Raw genomic sequence first — 21,500 nt, forward strand, 5'->3', positions numbered from 1 at the left:
GTACCTTTTATCTACGTATTTCTCGGCTCATTTTTTTACTCTGAGCATTATTAAAGAGGTCTCTGTATATAAATTGACATGAATTGTACGGAGGCAGTAGAGCATCTAAGTATGATTTATCAAAAAAATATACTAGGAAATTAATTTTAAAGTACTTATAAATACTTAGGTTTAGCCTAAATCCATCATTGTCTAATGCTTGTGGAGCTGATTCCAAAAAGCTTGTATGAGCTACTTTGAAGTTTTAATGAGCCCAAAGCTATTTTTTATACGACAATGTTCTGTAATCTAGAGCTGCTACTCTGGAAGTGGTACGACAGTGTTATTAATTATTTAGGCCAAGGTTAAGTAAATTTGGTGTAACTATTGTTATGCGTACTAACTCGTTCTGGTGCGATCGCGCTTACCAAACTAGTTGATATCACTGAATAGCTAGAGGAAAATCACCTATCTCGAATTTCATCAAGCTTTGCTGCCAAAGAGATAGGGTTTGGTACTGTCAGGAACAGGAGCAAGTTTAAGGGATTCTAGATGTAGTGCAGAAGATGTATATTCTGGCGCTAAACTCGTACCAATCTACGGCTCATAGATGAGCTAGCAATCGCTACCAGCCAAGCAGCTTGGGGGAAGTACTAATTTGGCTCTAGGCCGAGTGCAAATAAGCGTGCTTGGCCTGGGAAAAATATAAACCAGTCGCTGCATTTACATTGAGGTTACTGATGGTTTACACGACTGCTCGCTTCCCGGATATTCAAACTCATTGGGCTCGTGCTTTTATTGAGAATTTGGCGCAGCGTAACATCATTAAAGGGTTTGAGGATGGTACCTTTCGGCCCAACCAATCCATCACGCGGGCCGAGTTTGCGGCATTGATGCAAGCGACCTTTCCCAAGCCCGCCATTCGTCCCTATGTGCCGTTTGTTGATGTGCCTACTACCCACTGGGCGCGAACAGCCATCCAGAAAACTTACGAAACGGGGTTTCTGTCTGGCTATCCCAATAATCAGTTTCAACCGAACGAAAAGATTATTCGGGCTCAGGTTTTGGTTTCCCTGGTGAATGGCTTGGGCATCAACAAAATGGTTGTGGCCGATCTCAAAGCGGCTCTACCAACGGTGCATCAAGATGCAGCTCAAATTCCTGCCTATGCGACTGAGGCGATCGCAGCGGCTACCAGTGCAGGGATGATCGTCAACTACCCAGACCTGAAGCGGTTGAATCCTGCCCAAGCTGCCACCAGAGCAGAAGTTGCCGCCTTGCTCTATCAGACCCTAGTGTATTTGGGACAAGCACCCGTCATTTCATCCAACTTCATTGTGAATTATCAGCGCACTGCCGCCGTATCTCATACTAGAGAATTTCGCGGCGTGTGGGTAACATCGGTCTGGAACCGCGATTGGCCCTCTGCCTCAAAGCTATCTGTAGAGCAACAAAAGGCAGAGTTTGTTAGATTATTGGATCAGTTCCAAGCGTTGAACATCAATGCGGTGATTCTGCAAGTGCGACCAGAAGGAGATGCCCTGTATGCTTCACAGCTAGAGCCTTGGAGTAGCTGGTTAACCGGGACGCAAGGAAAAGCCCCAGAGCCGTTCTACGATCCTTTGGAGTTTGCGATCGCGCAATGCCATCAGCGCAATATGGAGTTTCATGCTTGGTTCAATCCCTACCGCGCTAGAACCGATAGACAAGACAAATCTTTAGCTGCACCCCATATTGCGGTAACGCATCCAGAAGCCGTTCTACCGTATGGAGATGAGCTGTGGATGGACCCAGGAGCAAAAGTAGTCCAAGATTTGTCTTACAACGTGATTTTGGACGTAGTTCGCCGCTATGACGTAGATGGGATACATTTGGATGATTATTTTTATCCTTATCCGATCGCAAACCAGCCATTTCCAGACGAGAAAACCTATCAGGCGTACCAAGCAAAAGGCGGTACACTCTCCTTGGGAGATTGGCGACGGGAGAATGTCAATCAACTGATTCAGCGCCTTGCCACCGGGATTCGAGCCACGAAACGTCATGTCAAATTTGGCATCAGCCCTTTTGGGATTTATCGCCCTGGACAGCCTCCTAAGGCTCAAGGATTAGATGCCTACGATCGCCTGTACGCCGATGCCTTAAAGTGGATGCAACAAGGTTGGGCCGACTATCTCGCCCCACAACTGTATTGGCGCATTGACGCTCCCGCCCAGAGTTACCCGATGTTGTTGCAGTGGTGGACTGAGCAAAATTCCCAACGTCGGCACATTTATATCGGCAACCACTTAAGTAAATTAGACAGCGTCAAGTGGCCTGTTGCAGAGGTAGAGCAGCAAATCGCCATCACTCGCAGCATGGCAGCTCAATTAGCCTTGGGCAATATCTTTTTCAGCGCCAAACCCTTGCTTGACAGTCGTTTAGGCATTACAGACACTTTCAAAAATGTCCTCTATACCAAACTTGCTTTAGCACCTGCAATGACTTGGTTGAGTAGCGATCGCCCCTCTCTCCCGATTAACCTGAAATTGCAAAACGGAACCCTCACTTGGAGCACCACAGCCAATAGTACAGTGCGATCTTGGACCCTCTATCAACAGTCAGGAGAAACTTGGACATTGCAGCGAATCCTACCTGCTGACACAAAAACTGTCACCCTTACAACTGGCACCTACGCTCTCTGCACTGTTGATAGATTAGCCAACGAAAGTGCTGGAGTGTTAATTACAGTGAAGTAAATTAGGCAGAGCAATGGCGCTGAGGCAACTCAGGTTCTGTTCAGGTTATGTCTAAGGAGGGTGAACAATCTAAGCTCGGCTGCGACAAGATCAAACAATACTCCAGCTTATTTGATTGTTACAGTGCGAGTTTTATTGGCTTCAAGTGTGAGCTTGAAACAGCCCCTACCTACAACATGAGTGCTTAATATGCCTAGCAATATCAAAGAGAAAATTACCCAAGATTTGCAACAAGTCAAATCTACTGGACAAGTGCGATCGGACCGCATCCGAGACATTGTCAAGTCGGCAGTTTCCCAAGTTAGCTCTGAAGTAAAGCAAGGTTCTGGTGAACTTCGGGATATTGTCAGAGATGCCATTTCTGCGGTTGTGGAAACCTTTCAAGAAAAAGGTGGTGAGCTAAAGGAAGAAGTAACGGCTTCGCTGGAAGGCGCTATTGAGGGCGTAAGTGAGCTGAGACGCCGCTCGATCGCTCAAACCCAATCGGAGATGAAGCAATTGGAAACCAGATTAGACAGCGAAGAGGCAGAACTGCAACAAGAAATCGATCGCCTCTTAGTTGATGTGGGTGAAGCAGACCACGGTGAGACTTCACCTAAGGTCAAGACAGCCATTACATCCGCAGTCGATAGCTTGCGAGATAGCGATGAAGTCTCTTTGATGAAAAAACGCTATGCTCAACTCCAAGCACAACTGGCAATTCTCCGAGCTAACTTAGCGGCTCGTTATGGTGGACGCACCGAAGATATCCAAGGATATTTAGACGAAGCCAAAAACTGGTATGACCGCTCTCGGCCCCAAGCGGAAGCGTTGGCTGAGCAAGTAGAACAGAAGCGATCGCAGCTAGAGGAGCGCTTGGGAGATGCAGGGACAGCCGTAGCGAAAAAAGAGCGCCAAATTCGGCAAATTCTCAGTGAGCTACTGCACTCTGCGGGTGATGCTTTACGCGAGAAAGAGCGTTCTAATAAGCGCTAATTTTGGTTCAATTTCTTTGTTAGAGATTTGTTAGAGATTAGATAAAAAAGAGGGCGATCGCTCTTCTGTTAACCAGAGGCGATCGCCCTCTTTTTTTACACGAAACCCTGTAGGGGCGAACGGCCATTCGCCCCTACGAGTTGCTAACTAACGTTAATCAACTGGAGCAATCGCTGTAAGGAGATCTCTACCTGGGCAGGATAGTGGTTGAGGTCGTGGCCGAGGCTGTAGATTGCTTTTTCCAAAAGATAGGCATTCAGCAGCACCTGTAGCTCCTGCTCGGTTTGAGGCACGAAAGGATGCTGAGCCGCAGTCTCAAGGTAGGTGTTGAGGAATGTAGCACTGACAGAACCATGCCAAAACTCCGTCCATTGCTCCATGAGAGCTAGGTTGTCGGCATGAATCAAGCCACCTTCAATTTCATTGCGCAGAGCTTGGTTAGCGGCGTAATAGAAGGACTGGAGTATCCCTGCCACATCTCGTAAAGGCGATCGCTTCATCCGGCGTTCGCTCAGAGTTCGATTCGGTTCTCCCTCAAAATCAATAATGATGAAATCCTTCCCGGTATACAGTACTTGCCCCAGATGATAATCTCCGTGGCAGCGAGTCCGCATCGCGGTAATTTTTTGGTTCAGAATGAGTTGGAAGCTATCCAGCGCTTTCTCCTGAAGATCACAAACAGACTGAGCCAGCGGTTGAACATCAGCAGATAAAGTGCCTAAGTTCTGCTTCAGCAACCGGAACACTTTCCCGGTCAAATTGCGCGCATATTGATAAATAGAGCGCTGATAGAATGTGGAGAAGGGTTCTGGTGCAAAACTGGCATTCTCTAGATCAGAAGCTAAAGCACTGTGCAGTTCTGCGGTCCGCTGAGCCAAGAGCTGGACATTAGCCAGATAAGAACCAATCTTACTGAGGTGAGAATCAGGCACTGTAGCTTTTTGCCAATCAAACAGCGTTCCTGAAGGAATTGAAATTTCCGTGATTGCTTCTGGCTGAATCAGAGCATGATCGAAATAATCCCGTAAACTATCGAGGGTGTAATCCCAACCGCTTCTGGTATCCAGAACAAATTCTTGCAACCTACCCAGAGTCATGGGTTCTTTATTGGGTTGGCGATACTCGAGAGCGCCTGCAACCGAAGCAAAATGCTCTAGACATTTCTTTTCTTCCAAAAAGATCCCAATTTCTAAATCCGGGTTAATACCCTCCTCAACTTTACGGAATAGCTTCAGAATCAAGCGATCGCCATAAATGATCGAGGTATTGTTGTGCTCTCCTTTCATCAGCGTCGGCTCTAGGGGAGCAGCATCAGCCGTTAAAGGAGAGAAGATATCGGTTGGTGTAGCCGCCAGTTCTCCTGCTGTCCCCTGATAGCGATGATTTTTTGCTACTGCATCTAAGAGAGCCGTGAGGAAGTTTTTGTCGGCTGTGGCATCAAATAAAACGCCAATGTCGTCTTTGCCAGTAATATGCAGGCGGGCTACCACTAGTTGCGGATTATCGGCCAATAAATGGATTGCTTGGTCTCCTTCTGCATAGCCCAGAGGAAGTAAGTAGGTTTCTGACTCTCCTTGGATATACTGCACTTGCAAGCAAAGGAGATGGGCTTCTCGGTCTTGGAAAGGAATCGCGATCGCCTCTTTAATGTGAACCGATTGCACCGTTTGTGCTTTACCAACAAACCAGCGGCAGGTATAGAGATAATTTGCTAGCACCGATTCCAAATAATCCCGTGAGTCGCGTTGGGATAACACCATCCGCCACTCACCCTGAACCGTCAATGTCGGTAGATCAGCTTGAGATTTTGGTGCTTGTAAGGCGCTGGGTTGAGGTTGTAAGGTGAACCAATAGAAAGCATAAGGCCCAACGCTGAGGAAGTAGGAAGAATCCGTAATCGGGGGGAACTGTGTACGACCAAAGATCTCTACAGGCATCATGCCTTGAAAGTTAGAGAGATCAATTTCTACAGTTTGCACAAAACGAGATAAGTTAGCAATCACCAAAATTGATTCGTCTTCGTAGGTACGAATGAAAGCCAACACCTTTCGGTTATCTGGGTGCAGCAACTCAAAACTACCCCGTCCTAAAGCTTGGTAGCGCTTGCGAGTGGCAATTAAGCGCTTCATCCAATGCCAAAGGGAATTAGGGTTAGCCCGCTGAGCCTCAACGTTGATGGCTTCGTAGTGGTACTCCGACTCGACAATAATCGGCAAATACATTCGATGAGGATTGGCACGGCTAAAACCAGCATTGCGATCGGCGCTCCATTGCATCGGAGTTCGCACGCCATTGCGATCGCCTACATAGACGTTATCCCCCATGCCAATTTCGTCTCCGTAATAGAGCACCGGAGTTCCTGGGAGGGCCAGTAGCAAGCTGTTAAGCAATTCAATTTGACGGCGATCGTTCCCCAGCAAAGGAGCCAAGCGACGGCGAATGCCCAAATTCACGCGCATATCTCGATCTTGGGCATAGACGCGATACATATAGTCGCGGTCTTCATCCGTCACCATTTCCAGGGTTAGTTCATCATGGTTACGGAGAAACAATCCCCACTGACAGTTATCTGGAATCGGCGGCGTCTGATGCAAGATATCGATAATCGGGAAGCTATCTTCCATCCGCAATGACATAAACAAGCGCGGCATCAGGGGGAAGTGGAAATTCATATGGCACTCGTCCCCGTCGCCATAGTAAGCCGCCGCATCCTCTGGCCATTGATTGGCTTCCGCTAGCAGCATCCGGTTCGGATGTCTTTCGTCCACATACTGCCGCATTTGCTTCAGAAAGTCATGGGTTTCTGGCAAATTCTCACAGTTGGTACCTTCACGCTCGTAGAGATAAGGCACCGCATCCATTCGGAGGCCATCCACCCCCATACTGAGCCAGAAATCCAGCACCTCGAAAACGGCTTGCCGTACTGCTGGATTGTCGTAGTTTAAGTCAGGCTGGTGGGAGTAGAAACGATGCCAATAGTAAGATTTCGCGATCGGGTCCCAAGCCCAGTTAGAAGTCTCAAAATCCTGGAAAATAATTCGAGCTTCCTGGTATTTTTCGGGAGTATCGCTCCACACATAGAAGTCTCGCTCTACGCTACCTTTAGGAGACCGACGCGCCCGCTGAAACCAAGGATGCTGATCAGAAGTATGGTTAACAATTAGCTCAATAATGACCCGAATGCCCCGTTGATGGGCTGCGGCCAGAAACTCCTGAAAGTCTTCTAGCGTGCCGTAAATCGGATTGACGTTGGTGTAGTCGGCAATATCGTAGCCATCGTCTTTGAGTGGCGAGGGAAAGAACGGCAGCACCCAAAGGGCAGTAGTGCCCAAATCTTGTAGATAGTCTAATTTCTCCGTCAGACCTCGAAAGTCCCCGATGCCATCCCCGTTACTGTCAGCAAAAGCCCGAACTGGCACCTCATAGATGATCGCGTTCTTAAACCATAAAGGTTCATCTTTGATCACTGAACGTTGCATCTTTTCCACAGTTCAATTCCCTATCGCCACTGTAATAAGGTAGAGAGTCTATCCCTAGCTTGCCAATAGCCTACAGGCTGAAACTTAAGGGGTATACAGTGTCTTGCCCATCAATATTTGGCTTCAGCCTCCCCCGCTCTTACTATGGTCGGCATACGATTACTCCTGAAGAAATAGATAGGTCTATGCCAGAAGAAATAAATTCACAAAAAAATGGGCGATCGCTAAGGACCACCCATTTCTATGACTCCCGGGTTACGTTGGTATTAGGCGGGATAAATGCGTAAGCGACGATGCGGTTCTGAGCCAAAGCTGCTGGACTGGAGTTGGTAATGCTCCACCAGTTCATGTTGCATCTTACGGATATGGGCTGCGCGAGGCAGCAACTCCACAGGCTGACCTTTCGGTAGCACAATTTGCTCTACTGCTAATCTGGCTTCCTCCAGCGCATCCATTTCATCACCCTCATCATTTCTGTCAGCCGCTAGATCAAAATCAGGTTCAGCGATCGCTTCTAGCCCTGGCATCCCCAACACCTGGCGTAACGTGCGGGTAATTTGAGGAGTTGTGTTGGACTTAATGGCATAGATTGGGATGTCGTGCGCTTGGGCTAGGTGCCGTAGGTTGGCATGCTTTCTCAGGTGCGATCGCAACGCCAAGATCGCTTCGGCTTCTGCCAACCCTTCAACCAGGACAACTGGTAAATTCAGCATGCTGATCACCTGTTCCAACTGCTGACGACCTGTGCCGTAGAGGTAAAGCCGTAGCGGTTGATGGCCCGATAGCTCTAAAGCCTCTCTTGGTGACAACTCACGATCAACTTCTGCTAAGCTCCTGCTTCTAGATAGATTTTGCGGAAAAGGTAGAAGCTGTCCTGTGCTTTGACTACTGGTTTTGCTAAATGAGTCATTTGCCGCAGGCGCATTGGGTCGTCTTACAGGCGATAGGCTGGGCACTTCTCGAGTAATGGTGACCTGGCCTTCGTCATTGATAGTTCTGACTTGCGGGCTAGGTTGACGACCTCTGAGCAAAGCATCTACCGTATCTGCCACCGTTTCATGCACAACCCAACGCTGCCGCTCTAGCATCTCCACAGCAATGTCGAAAGTCGGGGGAGCTTTGCGTTCCAGGACGCTCTTTTGACTACCTCGCCGTCTGGCTTCTTCATCTCCCAGCGTCACAGACTGAATTCCGCCCACCAGATCGGAAAGGGTTGGGTTTTTAATTAAGTTCTCGATCTGATTACCGTGAGCGGTCCCTACGAGTTGCACGCCTCTTTCCGCGATCGTGCGAGCAGCCAAAGCTTCGAGTTCTGTACCAATTTCATCAATGACGATTACCTCTGGCATGTGGTTTTCCACCGCCTCGATCATTACTTGATGTTGCAGTTCAGGACGAGCCACCTGCATTCGTCTAGCGCGACCGATCGCAGGGTGAGGAATATCTCCGTCTCCAGCAATCTCATTGGAGCTATCAATGATCACCACCCGCTTATTTAAGTCGTCTGCCAGGACCCGCGCAATTTCTCGCAAGGCTGTGGTTTTACCGACTCCTGGACGACCCAACATCAAAATTGACTGGCCTGTTTCCACCAGATCTCGAATCATCGCGATCGTACCGAAAATAGCACGACCTACCCGACAAGTAAGACCGACAATTTCACCAGAGCGGTTTCTGATGGCGCTAATCCGGTGCAAGGTTTGCTCAATTCCGGCGCGGTTATCTCCCCCAAAGTCGCCTACGCGATCGATGCAGTCCTGAATTTGAGCCCGAGTCACTACCTGCTCAGAAAGATACTCGGCTTGGTGCGGAAAACGAGCTTCTGGTCGCCGCCCTAAATCTAAAACGACTTCAACTAAGCGATCGCACTCTGGATGTTGTTCTAAAACCTGTTGAATCTCCGAAGGCAAAATATTTAACAGTTTCTGGAGATCATCTGTAGTTTGCATGCTTCTATGTCAGCGTTGCTAGACGCAAATAAAAGAGTTAGTAAAACCTGCTTGCCATCTCATCTAACATTGTGGCGATCGTCCCACTTTTTATCAGCCAGAGAGTACGACTACCTAAGTAGGGATTCCACCCCTGAGTCTCAGTTCTACCAATCTACCTCCCCAGATCTAGGGTTAGCCTCTACCGCTGAGTAGACGAGTAGACGGCAGATAATCATTAAGATGGCACATACTCAATTGCGGAGAGCTAAATGCTCGCACGTTTAATCAGATCCCTTAAGAAACGGCTTGGTATGACCAAAACTCAACCTCTTGGTCGAGCCAACTTGTCTGAAACAGATTCGTTTGACACCTTGCCTACCCCTTGGCCGATCGCCCAAGTTGAAGAGGAAGAAGATCCTAAGGTTGTATAGTTTCGCTCTAATAGTTTTTCTCTAAGCGGTAGGGTGACTGCTCAAATAAATCCTCTCCATCAGCCTGACGCTTCAAAGGCTAGGGAGATTGTGTTAAATTTTCTACAAAGAAATAAAAGTAATTACCTAAAATTGATGAATCTGCTTCTAGGCGATCGCCCAGGGCACAAACTCTCTATTTCCCCACGACGCAGCGGAGTAAGTTGGGGTTGGTAAGAGCTTTGGGCGAGGCACCTGGCGTAGATTCCACCCAATACTTCAGGGCTCTCACGTAGTTGAGAATTGTGATAAATACCTATTTTGTTACCGAGAAATAACAGTAGTAGGGGTATAATCGCGTTAAATTAACAAAACTACACACGTAAAATCCGGTTGTTCGGGTGAAGGAAAGGTGATAGAAGGAGTGGAACAATCTACCAGCAATTCCAAATTGCAACAACCCGATGGCACGGAAGAATCGGTAGGTTTCTCTCCGCCAGTCACTCCATTTGAATCGCCCATGTCCAACCCGGTCGTAACTGCACCTTTGTCCCAACGTACTACCCTGGCCAAACGCCTCTTTTGGAGTTTTGCCTTCGTTTTAACGACCACCGTCTCTGCGTCGATTGGTGCAAGTGTGGCTTTGCTGACTCCTTTAGCGCCGTCTTCGTCTCCAGAAGAGCAAAACGTATCTCTGAATAACCTGTGGCAGAAAGGGCTGCAGTACAAAGTGTCTCGGCCAGTCAACATCTTGGTGATGGGGGTCGATCGCGTTCCTGGGGTGACGGGTAATTCCTCAGAAGTGTTTGACGGTCGTAGCGACACCATGCTGCTGCTGCATGTTGACCCCAAAGCTCAATCAGTCAGCATGCTCTCGATTCCCAGAGATACCCAGGTGGAGATTCCGGGAATTGGGATCACCAAAGTTAACCAAGCCAATGCTAGTGGTGGACCTGCTCTAACGGCGCGGGTGGTTAGTCGAACCTTAAATGATGTCCCGATTGATCGCTACGTTCGCGTCAGTACTGATGCTTTCCGCGAGATTGTGGATTTGCTGGGCGGTGTTGATGTCTTCGTGCCTACGCCAATGGCCTATGTAGACCAAACCCAAAAGCTAAAAATCGACTTAGCGCAGGGCTGGCAAACTCTAAATGGGGAACAAGCCGAGGGCTTTGCTCGTTTTCGCAACGATGCATATGGTGACATTGGCCGAGTTCAACGCCAGCAGGCCTTAATCAAAGCTCTACGCGATCGCCTCACCAGTCCTAGTGTGCTACCGCGCCTCCCCAAGGCAATTCGCATTATGCGGAAGTACATTGACACCAACCTCAGCCTAGAGGAAATGCTATCTCTCATTGGCTTTGGTCTCAACTTAGAGCGCGACCAACTCAAGATGGTGATGCTACCCGGTCGCTTTAGCCAAGCCGATGAATACATTGCCAGCTATTGGCTCATGGACGATCGGGGGCGCGATCGCGTCATGCGAGAGTTTTTCAAAATCGACTCCAGCGGGTTAGCCCTAGACAACCAATATCGCTTGGCTTCCGATAGCGCTCCCCAAGGCCTAAGAATTGCCATCCAAAATGCCTCTGGGCAGCCTGACCTAGGTAGCCGCGTGGCTCAATTGCTAGAGAACCAGGGTTTCCCTAACGTTTACATTGTGCAAGACTGGCCTGACCATCAACGCCAAACCCAAATCATTGTGCAGCAAGGTGACTTAGAAGGGGCAGCAGTCCTGAAAAAAGCGATCGGACTGGGTAATATTGAAGCCACTTCCACCGGGGATTTGGAATCTGACCTCACTATTCGCATCGGAGAAGATTGGCTGCAAAAGGGAATCTAGAACCGTGGGCTAGATTAGTCTAGATTAGTTTGGGTAGAGCTGCGCCTGAATTAATATCCAAGCGGTCTCGTGCTAGGTTGGGTGCAGAATGTCGGTGGCTGAAGTGGGATGAAAGTTGCAGATTTAATTACCTGGTTTGAAGCTTGGGCCAATCCAAGTTGGCAGGAAAGTTGGGATAACTGTGGCTGGCAAGTAGAGCCAGGAGTTCTCGATCAACCCGCCTACGTTTTAGTCTGCCTCACCGCCACGCTCAGCGTCATGCATGAGGCGATCGCCCTCCAACATGCCGGAATTCCAGTCAGCTTAATCTTTGCCCACCATCCGTTAATCTTTGGCCCCCTGCAATCGCTAAAAAAAGGCGACCCAATCGGGGATATGGCCCGCTTAGCCTTCACTCACCAAATTGGTATTTACACAGCTCATACTAACTTTGACCAGGTGAATCACGGTACAGCAGATGTCTTAGCCGAAGTTTTGGATTTGGCTCAGGTTGCCCCGATTGTGCCGACGCAAAATGGCTTTGGTTACGGACGAGTCGGCTTGCTTGAACCAGCCCTTTCCTTACAAAATTTGCTAGCCCGGATTCAAACTCAGCTTGCACCCCCTGAGTTGATTTTTTCGCCCACGGCGGATCTGCATCAATCAATTCAAAAGGTAGCCGTTTTAGGAGGTTCTGGCGCGAGCTATATTTCCGCTGTGGTCAAGACGGGAGCGCAAGCCTACCTGACTTCGGACTGCAAGTTTCACCAGTTTCAAGAAAGTCGCGATCGCGGCCTAATTTTGATTGACGCTGGGCACTACGCCACTGAACGCCCTGCCTGTGCTCGCTTAGTCGAAAAATTGCGGGTACTAGGACTGGAATGGGTGCAACTCAGCAGCGAAGATGAAGACTTTCGGCAGTTTTACCATCATTAAATTGGTAATAATTTTGATGGTTGTGGGTTTTGCCTCCACTACTACAGCTCGTTAATTTACTTGCCAAACAACTTGTCAGCAGCTCGGCCAGTGGCATACTGTAACGGATACTCTGGTTATGAGGCTGTTTGGGAGAATTGTATTCATGGCTTATTTCTGGTTTAAAGCATTTCATATCATCGGCGTCGTAGTTTGGTTCGCCGGACTTTTCTATTTAGTGCGTTTATTCATCTACCACGTAGAAGCCGAAGAAAAGCCAGAACCCGCCCGTTCCATCTTGCAAGAGCAGTATGCCCTGATGGAAAAGCGCCTATATAACATCATCACCACGCCCGGAATGGCGGTGACAGTGGCAATGGCGATCGGCATGCTCTATACCCAACCGGATCTGTTACACGATCGCTGGTTGCACTTCAAGTTGGGATTCGTCGCCATTCTGCTGGTCTATCACCATTACTGTGGTCGCTTGCTCAAACAATTGGGTAAGGGGGAATGCAAGTGGAACAGTCGGCAATTGCGAGCCTTAAATGAAGCCCCAACGCTGCTGCTAGTCGTGATTGTGATGCTGGCAGTGTTCAAAAACAGCTTGCCCACCGATGCTACAGCCTGGGTAGTGGTCGGCTTAGTGGTTACAATGGCTGCCACAATCCAGCTTTATGCCAAGATCCGCCGCAAAAACGAGGAGAAATTAGCTGCCGCTGCTACCCAAACAACGGACAACTCTTTACCCGCTAATTCTTAAAGAGAACGAAGCAAATACTTATCAAAGTTTCCAACTTGAGTTGATCTCTCCGATCCCTCTCCGCAACGGAGGGGGATTTTGAGTTTTGCTCCCCTTCTGTATGGCTCTCCTTCTGTACCAGAGAAGGGGAGCTATAGCTCTTTATTCTTGATCTACTTCGATTCGGGCGAGTCCTGTGCCTGGGTAGTAGGTGCCTAAAATTTGGCGATAATCATATCCTTCCTCTGCCAACTTCAAGGCTCCTAATTGGCTCATTCCTCGCCCCCCATGCGCATCAATCACAATGTCATCAGAAGCGGCATAGAGCGACTCTACAATCCCACCGCGATAACTAATAAATTCTCCCGCAGTTTCGTTCACCGCTTGATAAGTCCTGTCCGCTTCTTTTTCAGCACCCGCATAAACTTGGTACTGTTCATCATCCCCTATGTGATAAAAGTCGGTTGCAGGTTTGAAATAATAAGTCAAAGCATAGGAGCGAGCCGCGATCGCCTGAGCCTTCAGAGCCGCCATCGGCCAACTCGGAGAAACCTCAGCGCCAACCACACTGTAGAGATAATCTCGCAATAGAACATGGTTAACCGCTAACAAACCACTGGGTCGTACCATCATCAGCAAACGGCCCCGGTACCAGCGATCGCCAACATAAACCAAACCTCCTTCTGTGGGTTCAATATAGACCGCACTGGGAAGCTGCCATGAATTTAAGGTGATGCCTGATCCATCGAGCTGAGCAGTATAAGCAGATTCGGCAGGTAGCTCCCGGAGCACTTGACCATTGGTGTCTAGAATAACTCCAGGTGTTGAGGTGCCGACAGCTAAAGAGTTAGCTTCTACTGCGATCGCCACCTGGATCTCCAGCACACTATCGATTGCTGTGGAGGACTTAGCGGCTGCCAATCTCTCTGCGGCACTAGCACTGATGGGTGCTGCACTAGCCTGGGCAGAAGTTTTCTGTTGCTTGGCAGGAGCCGTAGACTTAGCTTTAGCTTGTGGTTTGAGATTTTTAGCGGCAGAGGTCGTACTGGTTTTGGCGGCTGGCTTGGCAGGGCTTACAGATTTCTGAGTAGATTTTTTGGGAGAGGCAGTCGGCGTTTTTACGACACTCTTAGCAACAGTTGGCGTTGTAGTGGGAGACGGAACTGCGAGATTGGCAGTCGGTGAAGCCGAAACGACTGTTGAAGTTTCTTGAGCAACTGGGGCACTTTGGCGACTTTGGCTGATCAACAAAATGCTCACGAGCGGCACCATACCCAGCACAGGAATTAGTGGCCAAGGGCGGCGTTGGATCAAGCTAAAGATAGGCTTTACCATAGAACGGCTCAAGGTCTGGACTCCTATTTAACTGTTGGGCCTATAGCTATTTATTCCTACGGTTTTCAACTATAACTCGGCTTGGGAATCAGTTACACTAAGGCTCCGCCACAGCTAGATCCACTTCCAGCCGTACAACCATAACAGAAATTGGCAGTACGGACAGCTTCAATTACATCTAGAGTCCCAGCTTCCAGTAGCTTTGCGACGGTCAACATTTCTCTAGCGCCAGTTCTAGCAGGCAGGTTTTCCATTTGGTTAAAATCGCAGTCGTAAATATTGCCTAAATAATCAATTGAGAGTTCGTTGCGACACATTAAATTGGCTAAAGTAGCAGGGTTGAAGTTGTCTTCTAAAAACTGCAAATAAGGCTGATGCAGATGACGATGCTCTAGGTGAAACTTAGTTCGACCAATGGGCAGGTTGGTGATTGTGAATAGTTGGTTGAATTGAATTCCAAACTGCTCTTTGAGATAGGTTTTATAATCCTGCTCTAGTTTCTGTTGATTAGGTGTGAGTGAGAACTTCTCAGTGGTCGGAATTGGCGGGTTATAAACTAGATCCAGAATTAAGTTGGGGTTGTCGCCATATCCCAATTGATTGACCTTTTGCAGAGTTTGAATAGAGCGATCGAACACCCCATTGCCCCGCATTTTATCTACGTTATCTGCTTGGTAGCAGGGCAGGGAAGCCACTATTCTGACTTGATGTTGAGCAAAATATTCAGGCAAATCTTTAAATCCTGGCTCAAAACAGATGGTCAGATTGGAACGCACAATCACTTCTTTGCCTGTCGCTCTTGCCGCTTCGACTAGAGGCCGAAAGCCATAGTTCATCTCTGGAGCCCCACCCGTCAGGTCAACGGTTTTAATTTGAGAAAAGCGGTGAATTACTTCAATCAATTGCTGACACACTTCTGGCGTGAGTTCTTCTGTGCGTTTTGGCCCCGCTTCCACATGGCAATGACTACAAGCTAGATTGCAACGCCTGCCTAAATTAATTTGGAGGACGTTGATCGGTTGTTTGGTGAGGGGCGCACCCAGCTTTTGGGCGAAAGGAGTCACGGTTTTAGGACTTGATTGTGATTGAATCATCCTCTCTTCCTGTAGAGTTTCCTGAGCTAAGCGATCGCAACAGTAGACATACTCACAAACCGTCATTAGGGAGTGATTCGTCAAGCTATCGATGGAGCAGCAAATAACTTCCTGCGCTAATAGAGGCTGCGATCGGTAAAGTTAAAATCCAAGACAGCAGAATTTGATAAAACACCTGCCAGTTCGCTTGGCGAGAAATTAAACCACCACCAAAAATCGAACCCACTGAAACATGCGTCGTTGATACAGGTAAGCCATAGCGACTCGCAGCAATCACTAGGGCGGCTGTGACCAAGTTGGCCGAGAAACCTTGTCCCGCATTCATGTTGGTAATTTTTTGGCTCATTGTGATGGCAACTTTTTTAGCGTTGATTAAGCCACCGATCGCCATTCCCAAGCCAACTGCCAGCATGCCCCATTGCACAGAGAACGCTTGCCCGACCAACAGCAAGGAGACGATTTTAGGTGTATCATTCAAGCCCCTGGCAAAGCTAACCGTCCCAGCACTGACAAAGTGGAGGGCATTAATCAGTTGTTGACTTCTTACCCCTAGAAACTTACCTGTATAACGCTGCGTACAACGGTCCAAAGAATCTACCGCAATGTCGGTGGTTGTCACACACTTGAGCAGATTCGTGGCATCTGGTTGCGGAATCGGAATCACCTGCTGAGTCTCTCCTACGCACAAACACCATTCTTTTTTAATGCCAAGGGTTACTCGCAAAGTCCGAAACAGCCCGTACAATAAGCTTCCCAGTACGATCGCCAGGACAGGACTGACCAATAAAGGCAGCAAAAAAGAGCTTCCTAGGGCACCAAAATTTACCTGGCTACCGATCGCGACTAACCCAGCACCTACTAAGGCACCCGTTAACCCATGAGTGGTAGAAATAGGAAATCCCGTGAAGGTGGCTAGGATGACCGTGATTCCTGCCCCTAAGGCTACAGACAAGTGAAAGTCAGCGGCACTGGCGATCGCATCAGGCACTAGCCCCTTACCAGAAAAGTTCTTGAGTAGGGTTGCCGCTAAAAAAATTGAGCAGATTGACCCTAAAAATGTCGTTAGGGTAGCCCAAGCGATCGCGACTTTGTAGCTGGTGGTTTTGCTGCCAAATAGAGTAGCAACTCCTTTGAAGTTGTCATTGGCTCCATTGGAATATGCAAGAAAGCAAGTAGCTAGAAATAGCACAAACAAAAGCATGAGGCTTGTCCCTAACAATCCACCTAACAGCAACCACCACCGTCATAATGCCAAGTGGATGAAGTCACAATCACATCCGGAATGGTAGCTGCAAGTTTGGTAGCGGTTTTGTCGCATACGGCTGCGGGGAGACCGCGTTGTAATACGTGCCCTGCTTGGTCGTCAAAAAAGGGTTCTAACCCCGTGTAGATGGCGGTTTTTCCTGTAAAAATGCAGGCTCCATCATCCGGAATCGGCACTTTAAAGGAAACTGAATCGAGACTTTCTAATAAGAGATGTTCCCCTAGACCATAGCTTTGGCGATCGAGCAGACGATAAGGACGACGCGCCCGAATTTCTACCTGCCCAAAGCCAGCCTGGACAAGATGCTGAACATAGCGTTCATAAGTTAAGGCTCCAGATAAGCACATAGCCCGTAGACGCTCATCTTGCTGTAGATGCTCTGGAATGGACCGCGTGGCGATCGGATCACTCATCAAGAGACGACCACCCGGTTTAAGGACTCGATAAACTTCTTGAAGTGCTTTAGCTAGATCGGCAGGTTCAAAAATATTAAACAGACAGTTTTGGGCCACCACATCTACAGAAGCATCGGCAACGGGTAGATGAAAAGCATCTCCTTCCCGAATTTCCACGAAGCTAGGGTCAAACCAGTCATTTTCTTGGGCAGCCATCTGTAGATTTTGGCGAGCCGCTTCCCGCATCATCGCGACGGGGTCAACCGCGATCACCGCTCCGGGCTGGCGAGAGAAGTAGGCAAATTGCAGTGCCTCTAAACCGCCCCCCACTCCGACATAAAGAACAGTGGGGTTACCTGCTAGTTCTGTTGCATGTACGGTGGTCCCACAACCGTAGTTCATCTCCTGCATCTTGCCAGGAATGTTTAAACCAGGCAGTTGCAAGGGGCTACTTTGCACACAGCAAAGCCCCACCTGTGGCGTTTCTGCAACTTCACTATAAAACTGTGCAACTGATTCAAGATAACTCACAGAAACCCTCTCTCGTGATCTGACCTCAGTAGCTCATGGCTACGATTTCACCCAGTTAATTTTGTTGGTTAGATGGACTTTCTCAGCCCTACCCGAACCCACAAATTCGCTGTGGTGAATGACTACTTCTGGTCAGTGTAACGTCAGAAATACGTTTAGCGTGCGGTTGGATGAGCTTTAGCTTTGATTCAATGGGAGCGATACCACCGAGCCAAGCGATCGCGCGGTACTCCCAAAAAGTAAGCCAAAATTATCAGTTGATTGAGCAGTGTGGTTCGGAGCACGCCGAGTCTTGCCCAACGGCGACCAGAGGTAATAACTGGCTCAGGAACAATCACGATCGCCCCCTTTTGCTTCAACCGTTGCATCAGCTCAAAATCTTCCATAATTGGCAAATCAGCAAAGCCACCCATTTGCTGAAAGGTTTTGGCTCGGAGAAACATAGCTTGGTCGCCGTAAGGCATTTGTCCGTAGCGCGATCGCCAGTTAGCTAACCGCTCAATCAGCCGTATTCCTAGTAATGCACTATTAATACTGAGAGCAAATGCTCCAGCAATCACTCCTGGGGAAATTAAAGCTTGCTGAATTTGAGTAGCAAAATCAGCAGGTAAAAGCGTGTCTCCATGCAGAAACAGCAACACTTCTCCTGTTGCAACCTTTGCCCCAGCATTCATCTGCTGAGCGCGGCCTGGGGCAGTCGTGATTACCTTGGCTCCCAGTGATTGCGCGATCGCCACTGTCTCATCTTGGCTGCCACCATCTACCACAATAATTTCTGCATTTTTCGCCCGCTGAGCCGCCGTTAAAGTTTGGGCGATCGCGGCGGCTTCGTTGAGTACCGGAATAATAATCGAGATTTTCTCCTTCCCGAGCTGAGCAATAGATGATTGGCTGACTCGCTCCCAAATCGCTAAATCTTCAGGGCGATCAATATCATCTAAGGGCGGTAAAGAGCCAACCGATAAATCATGCTGTTGGGCGATCGCGATCGTTTGCTCCCAGACGCGATCGGTGCTCCATGTAATGCCTTGAAATAATTTTGGAACAAATTGCCGCAAACCAATCAAGTAATAGCCGCCATCGGTAGCAGGGCCTAATACTAGATCATGCTGCTGTAATTCCTGAAATGCTTTGCCGAGAATGACCATATCTAAATCGGGGCAATCAATTCCCACAATCACCACGCGCTGCATCCCGGCTCGAAAGGCAGATCGGAAAGCCTGGGCCATCCGTTGCCCTAAGTTTCCTTCACCTTGCGATCGGTAAGCCAAATTGGTTCCTAACCAGGATCGCATCAGGCGAACATTACCGCCTGTGAATCGCACCTCTAAATCAATGGGTGAACTTGCCTGGAGCAGTTGCGCTTGCGCCAATGTATGTTCTGTCATGCGCTGTTGCAAAATCGCCGCTCTCTCTGGCCCTAACGCCGGAATCAGTCGCGTTTTCGTTTTGCTAGGTTCAGGGTAACGCGTAAAAATAATCAGGCGTTCTCTCACTGCTGTCGCCACTCAGTACAGCTACTTATCCTACACTGGCGCAATTGATTAAGTTTCTCCAGGCAAAACTCTCTGTTAGCTGGAAATGTAATATAGCGATTCTTAAATGCGGTGTGCCTCTCACAACTCGCCAACTTCATAAATCATTTAGAACTGCTGTATGCCTAGTGCCAATCGGTTTGATGCTCTCCACAATCACCTAGTCAGGTAATTCAGTCGGATGAGGCACCATTTGTTGTCCATTTGTAGGATAATAGCCACAATTATTTTCTGAGGAACAATCGCACTACATCATTAACTTTTAAGATAATTTTTCAAACTGTAAAATTTCAGTAGAGAATAGTCGGCTTACTGTTCTATTGTCTTCACCTGTTTTAAGATATCAACTTGCGATCGCTCAATCAGCAATCGGTATTTCATCAAGATTGCTCATTACTATAAAGCTTCAACATAGAGTTTAAAAACAAGTGATCTGTTTGGCACCAAAAGTGATAACTTGTCCTAACAGCAAGCGCTTAGATACAGCTTGATTCAAAATTACTCAACCAAAACTGTTGCCAGGAAAGGAGGTGAATATTCCATGATTGAAACCGGACGCAGTAAAGCTCAACTCATTAACTTTCTGCAAGACGAACTCGCAGTTTCCGCTGCTTCCATGTCGCTGGCTCTACGACGATGTGAGCAGGAATCTGGTTCGCTGCCCATTATCCTTTGGCAATACGGCCTCATTTCCCTGGAGCAACTAGAACAAGTTTTTGACTGGCTAGCTAGTGCGCCTGTCTGAAGTCTCTTGGAGATGATCAGGTCGCTAGATTAGTACTGACGCGATCGCACTTTATGCCTGCCCAAATTAGATCTGGCCAGACTTAACTTGACCGAACTCAAGAATATATTGGGCAGTAAGCTGAGGCTTTTCTAAATGTGGCACATGACCACATTCGGGAATCCAAACGAGCTGACTGTTAGCGATCGCCTGCTGGAATTGAGTGGCGTCTTTAGTTCCGAGGATCTTGTCAGCCTCTCCCCACAAAATCAGCGTCTGCTGCTGAATGTGCGCTATTTTGTTGCTGAAAGAACCATAACCGCCACTTTGAGTAAAAGCAGCAAGTGCCTCACGCCAACCCGGTACTTCGAGGTGTAGGGCTGCACAGAGTTGAGCGTCTGGAGAAGCAAAGGTGGGGTCGTAGTAGGCGGTACGGCTAATGCGATCGCGAACTTTAGGACTGCGGAGAATTCCTGCGGCCAGATGGGCTATGGGTGCTACTAAAAACTTGCTCAAGGCTGGCCCACTTCTAAAGCCTGCACTATCAATCAGTACCAGCTTTTGCACGCATTCGGGGTAGGCGAGCGTGAAATCTATAGCAGCCGCTCCTCCCATCGAAGCGCCGACTAGAATCACAGGCTGATTGATCAGAGTTTTCCAGAAAGAATAGAGGTGAGTCTTAATTGCCGTGGAGCTGAAGGGATGGCCTGCCGTGCGAGCGGTAAAGCCAAATCCTAATAAATCTACAGCCCAGGTTTCAGATTGAGCCGCTAGAAGGGGCAGAAGCCGACGAAACTCAAAAACAGAGCTATCAAAGCCGTGCAGTAACAAAATCGGAGTGCCACCACTGCCCTGATGAACATAAGCTGTCGCGATCGCCTGTGAGCATAGGGGGGTAGGAATACCTTGGCATTCGATGCTTTGCGCTAGAGCAATCGAAGCGGGTTCAGTTAGGTTTTTAACTGAGGGCGGAAGAAAACTGGTGAGCATAAGCTCTAGTTTACCTCGCAACCTGGTCAATTTTGGTAAATTTCAGCCGAAGTAAGAGTTTGAGAGTGGTATAGAGCTTAAAAGCTCAAAGGCCGAGTTTGTATGTAGCGATTACAGATTCAAATGTGCACTAAGGGCCATTTAGTTAGTGGGAGTTGGGCAGGGAATCGGTTCTGGGGCAGCTAACGCCAAGATGTGATAGCAAGAAGGAGTTTCTTCACCTAAAACTTCGTTTAGTCTGCTTCTGATTAGAGCATGTAGGTCACGAATCGAATCACCGAAATCATGCTTGATGTGCAGCAAACCTGTCCGTTGTTGGTAGTCCCGGCCATATAACGCAATGAAGTAGGTGTAGCGTTCTTGGTTGGGAGCGTCCAAAACAAAATCTCTCATTGGTTTCTCCTGCGGATTAGGTAAATCCAGTTGTTGCGGCTGAGATACTTGGATAGCGGGGGCAGCCTGGTTATAGAGTGTTGCGGTTCTTTTTCTTGGCTCTAGAAGCGATTGCTGCGCGGTTCCTTAACTGTCTTGAGATTAAAACGATCTGGCTGGAACCTCTACTGTATTTCTACCCTGGTAAGCAGTAAGTCTCTAGTCTCTTTGTGTAGAATTCGGTAGTTTTACGCCCTCATCTTTAGAGA

Annotated in this window: 15 protein-coding genes; 6 read left to right on the forward strand and 9 right to left on the reverse strand. The window is 48.3% G+C overall.

Features of this window, described 5'->3' with window-relative positions:
* The first annotated feature begins 719 nt into the window (after window positions 1-719).
* On the forward strand, window positions 720-2,717 hold the full coding sequence (locus NDA01_RS19505) for a glycoside hydrolase family 10-like protein (RefSeq protein WP_348229248.1): 1,998 nt from the start codon (window positions 720-722) through the stop codon (window positions 2,715-2,717).
* 189 nt (window positions 2,718-2,906) lie between these two features.
* A complete protein-coding gene (locus tag NDA01_RS19510) occupies window positions 2,907-3,692 on the forward strand; it encodes a histidine kinase (protein WP_348229249.1) in 786 nt (261 codons plus the stop codon).
* Between the two features lie 143 nt (window positions 3,693-3,835).
* Here NDA01_RS19510 and treS read toward each other — a convergent pair whose 3' ends face one another.
* Window positions 3,836-7,171 carry a maltose alpha-D-glucosyltransferase gene (gene treS / locus NDA01_RS19515; RefSeq protein ID WP_348229250.1) on the reverse strand — a complete coding sequence of 1,112 codons (3,336 nt, stop codon included), beginning with the start codon at window positions 7,169-7,171 and terminating at the stop codon, window positions 3,836-3,838.
* Between the two features lie 266 nt (window positions 7,172-7,437).
* Complete coding sequence (locus tag NDA01_RS19520) at window positions 7,438-9,120, reverse strand: R3H domain-containing nucleic acid-binding protein (RefSeq protein WP_348229251.1); 1,683 nt, start codon at window positions 9,118-9,120, stop codon at window positions 7,438-7,440.
* A gap of 816 nt (window positions 9,121-9,936) precedes the next feature.
* Here NDA01_RS19520 and NDA01_RS19525 point away from each other — a divergent pair.
* From NDA01_RS19525 to hemJ, 3 genes are all read left to right on the forward strand, one after another.
* Window positions 9,937-11,355 (forward strand): LCP family protein, encoded by a 1,419-nt coding sequence (locus tag NDA01_RS19525; protein ID WP_313930053.1) that lies wholly within the window; start codon window positions 9,937-9,939, stop codon window positions 11,353-11,355.
* Between the two features lie 108 nt (window positions 11,356-11,463).
* Complete coding sequence (locus NDA01_RS19530; RefSeq protein WP_348229252.1) at window positions 11,464-12,270, forward strand: Nif3-like dinuclear metal center hexameric protein; 807 nt, start codon at window positions 11,464-11,466, stop codon at window positions 12,268-12,270.
* 145 nt (window positions 12,271-12,415) lie between these two features.
* Window positions 12,416-13,012, forward strand: a complete 597-nt coding sequence (hemJ, locus tag NDA01_RS19535) for a protoporphyrinogen oxidase HemJ (RefSeq protein ID WP_348229253.1) — start codon at window positions 12,416-12,418, stop codon at window positions 13,010-13,012.
* 141 nt (window positions 13,013-13,153) lie between these two features.
* Here hemJ and NDA01_RS19540 read toward each other — a convergent pair whose 3' ends face one another.
* The 5 genes from NDA01_RS19540 to NDA01_RS19560 form a co-directional block, all read right to left on the reverse strand.
* Entirely contained in the window at window positions 13,154-14,326 is a 1,173-nt protein-coding gene (locus NDA01_RS19540) for a SpoIID/LytB domain-containing protein (protein WP_348229254.1), read from the reverse strand.
* A 92-nt stretch (window positions 14,327-14,418) separates the two neighbouring features.
* Window positions 14,419-15,486, reverse strand: a complete 1,068-nt coding sequence (arsS, locus tag NDA01_RS19545) for an arsenosugar biosynthesis radical SAM (seleno)protein ArsS (protein ID WP_431193459.1) — start codon at window positions 15,484-15,486, stop codon at window positions 14,419-14,421.
* Window positions 15,487-15,505: 19 nt separating this feature from the next.
* Window positions 15,506-16,621, reverse strand: a complete 1,116-nt coding sequence (locus NDA01_RS19550; RefSeq protein ID WP_348229255.1) for an inorganic phosphate transporter — start codon at window positions 16,619-16,621, stop codon at window positions 15,506-15,508.
* A 23-nt stretch (window positions 16,622-16,644) separates the two neighbouring features.
* Entirely contained in the window at window positions 16,645-17,610 is a 966-nt protein-coding gene (gene arsM, locus NDA01_RS19555; protein ID WP_348229256.1) for an arsenosugar biosynthesis arsenite methyltransferase ArsM, read from the reverse strand.
* A 188-nt stretch (window positions 17,611-17,798) separates the two neighbouring features.
* Complete coding sequence (locus NDA01_RS19560) at window positions 17,799-19,118, reverse strand: TIGR04283 family arsenosugar biosynthesis glycosyltransferase (RefSeq protein ID WP_348229257.1); 1,320 nt, start codon at window positions 19,116-19,118, stop codon at window positions 17,799-17,801.
* Between the two features lie 568 nt (window positions 19,119-19,686).
* On the opposite strand from NDA01_RS19560, the gene NDA01_RS19565 reads away from it, so the two are divergent.
* On the forward strand, window positions 19,687-19,890 hold the full coding sequence (locus NDA01_RS19565) for a DUF2949 domain-containing protein (protein WP_190437468.1): 204 nt from the start codon (window positions 19,687-19,689) through the stop codon (window positions 19,888-19,890).
* A gap of 66 nt (window positions 19,891-19,956) precedes the next feature.
* On the opposite strand, the gene NDA01_RS19570 is transcribed toward NDA01_RS19565, so the two are convergent.
* Window positions 19,957-20,859, reverse strand: coding sequence for an alpha/beta fold hydrolase (locus NDA01_RS19570; protein WP_348229258.1), 903 nt, complete (start codon window positions 20,857-20,859; stop codon window positions 19,957-19,959).
* A gap of 141 nt (window positions 20,860-21,000) precedes the next feature.
* Entirely contained in the window at window positions 21,001-21,252 is a 252-nt protein-coding gene (locus NDA01_RS19575) for a hypothetical protein (RefSeq protein ID WP_348229259.1), read from the reverse strand.
* Between the last annotated feature and the right edge of the window lie 248 nt (window positions 21,253-21,500).

The sequence above is a fragment of the Trichocoleus desertorum AS-A10 genome (assembly GCF_039962155.1).
GTDB lineage: Bacteria > Cyanobacteriota > Cyanobacteriia > FACHB-46 > FACHB-46 > Trichocoleus.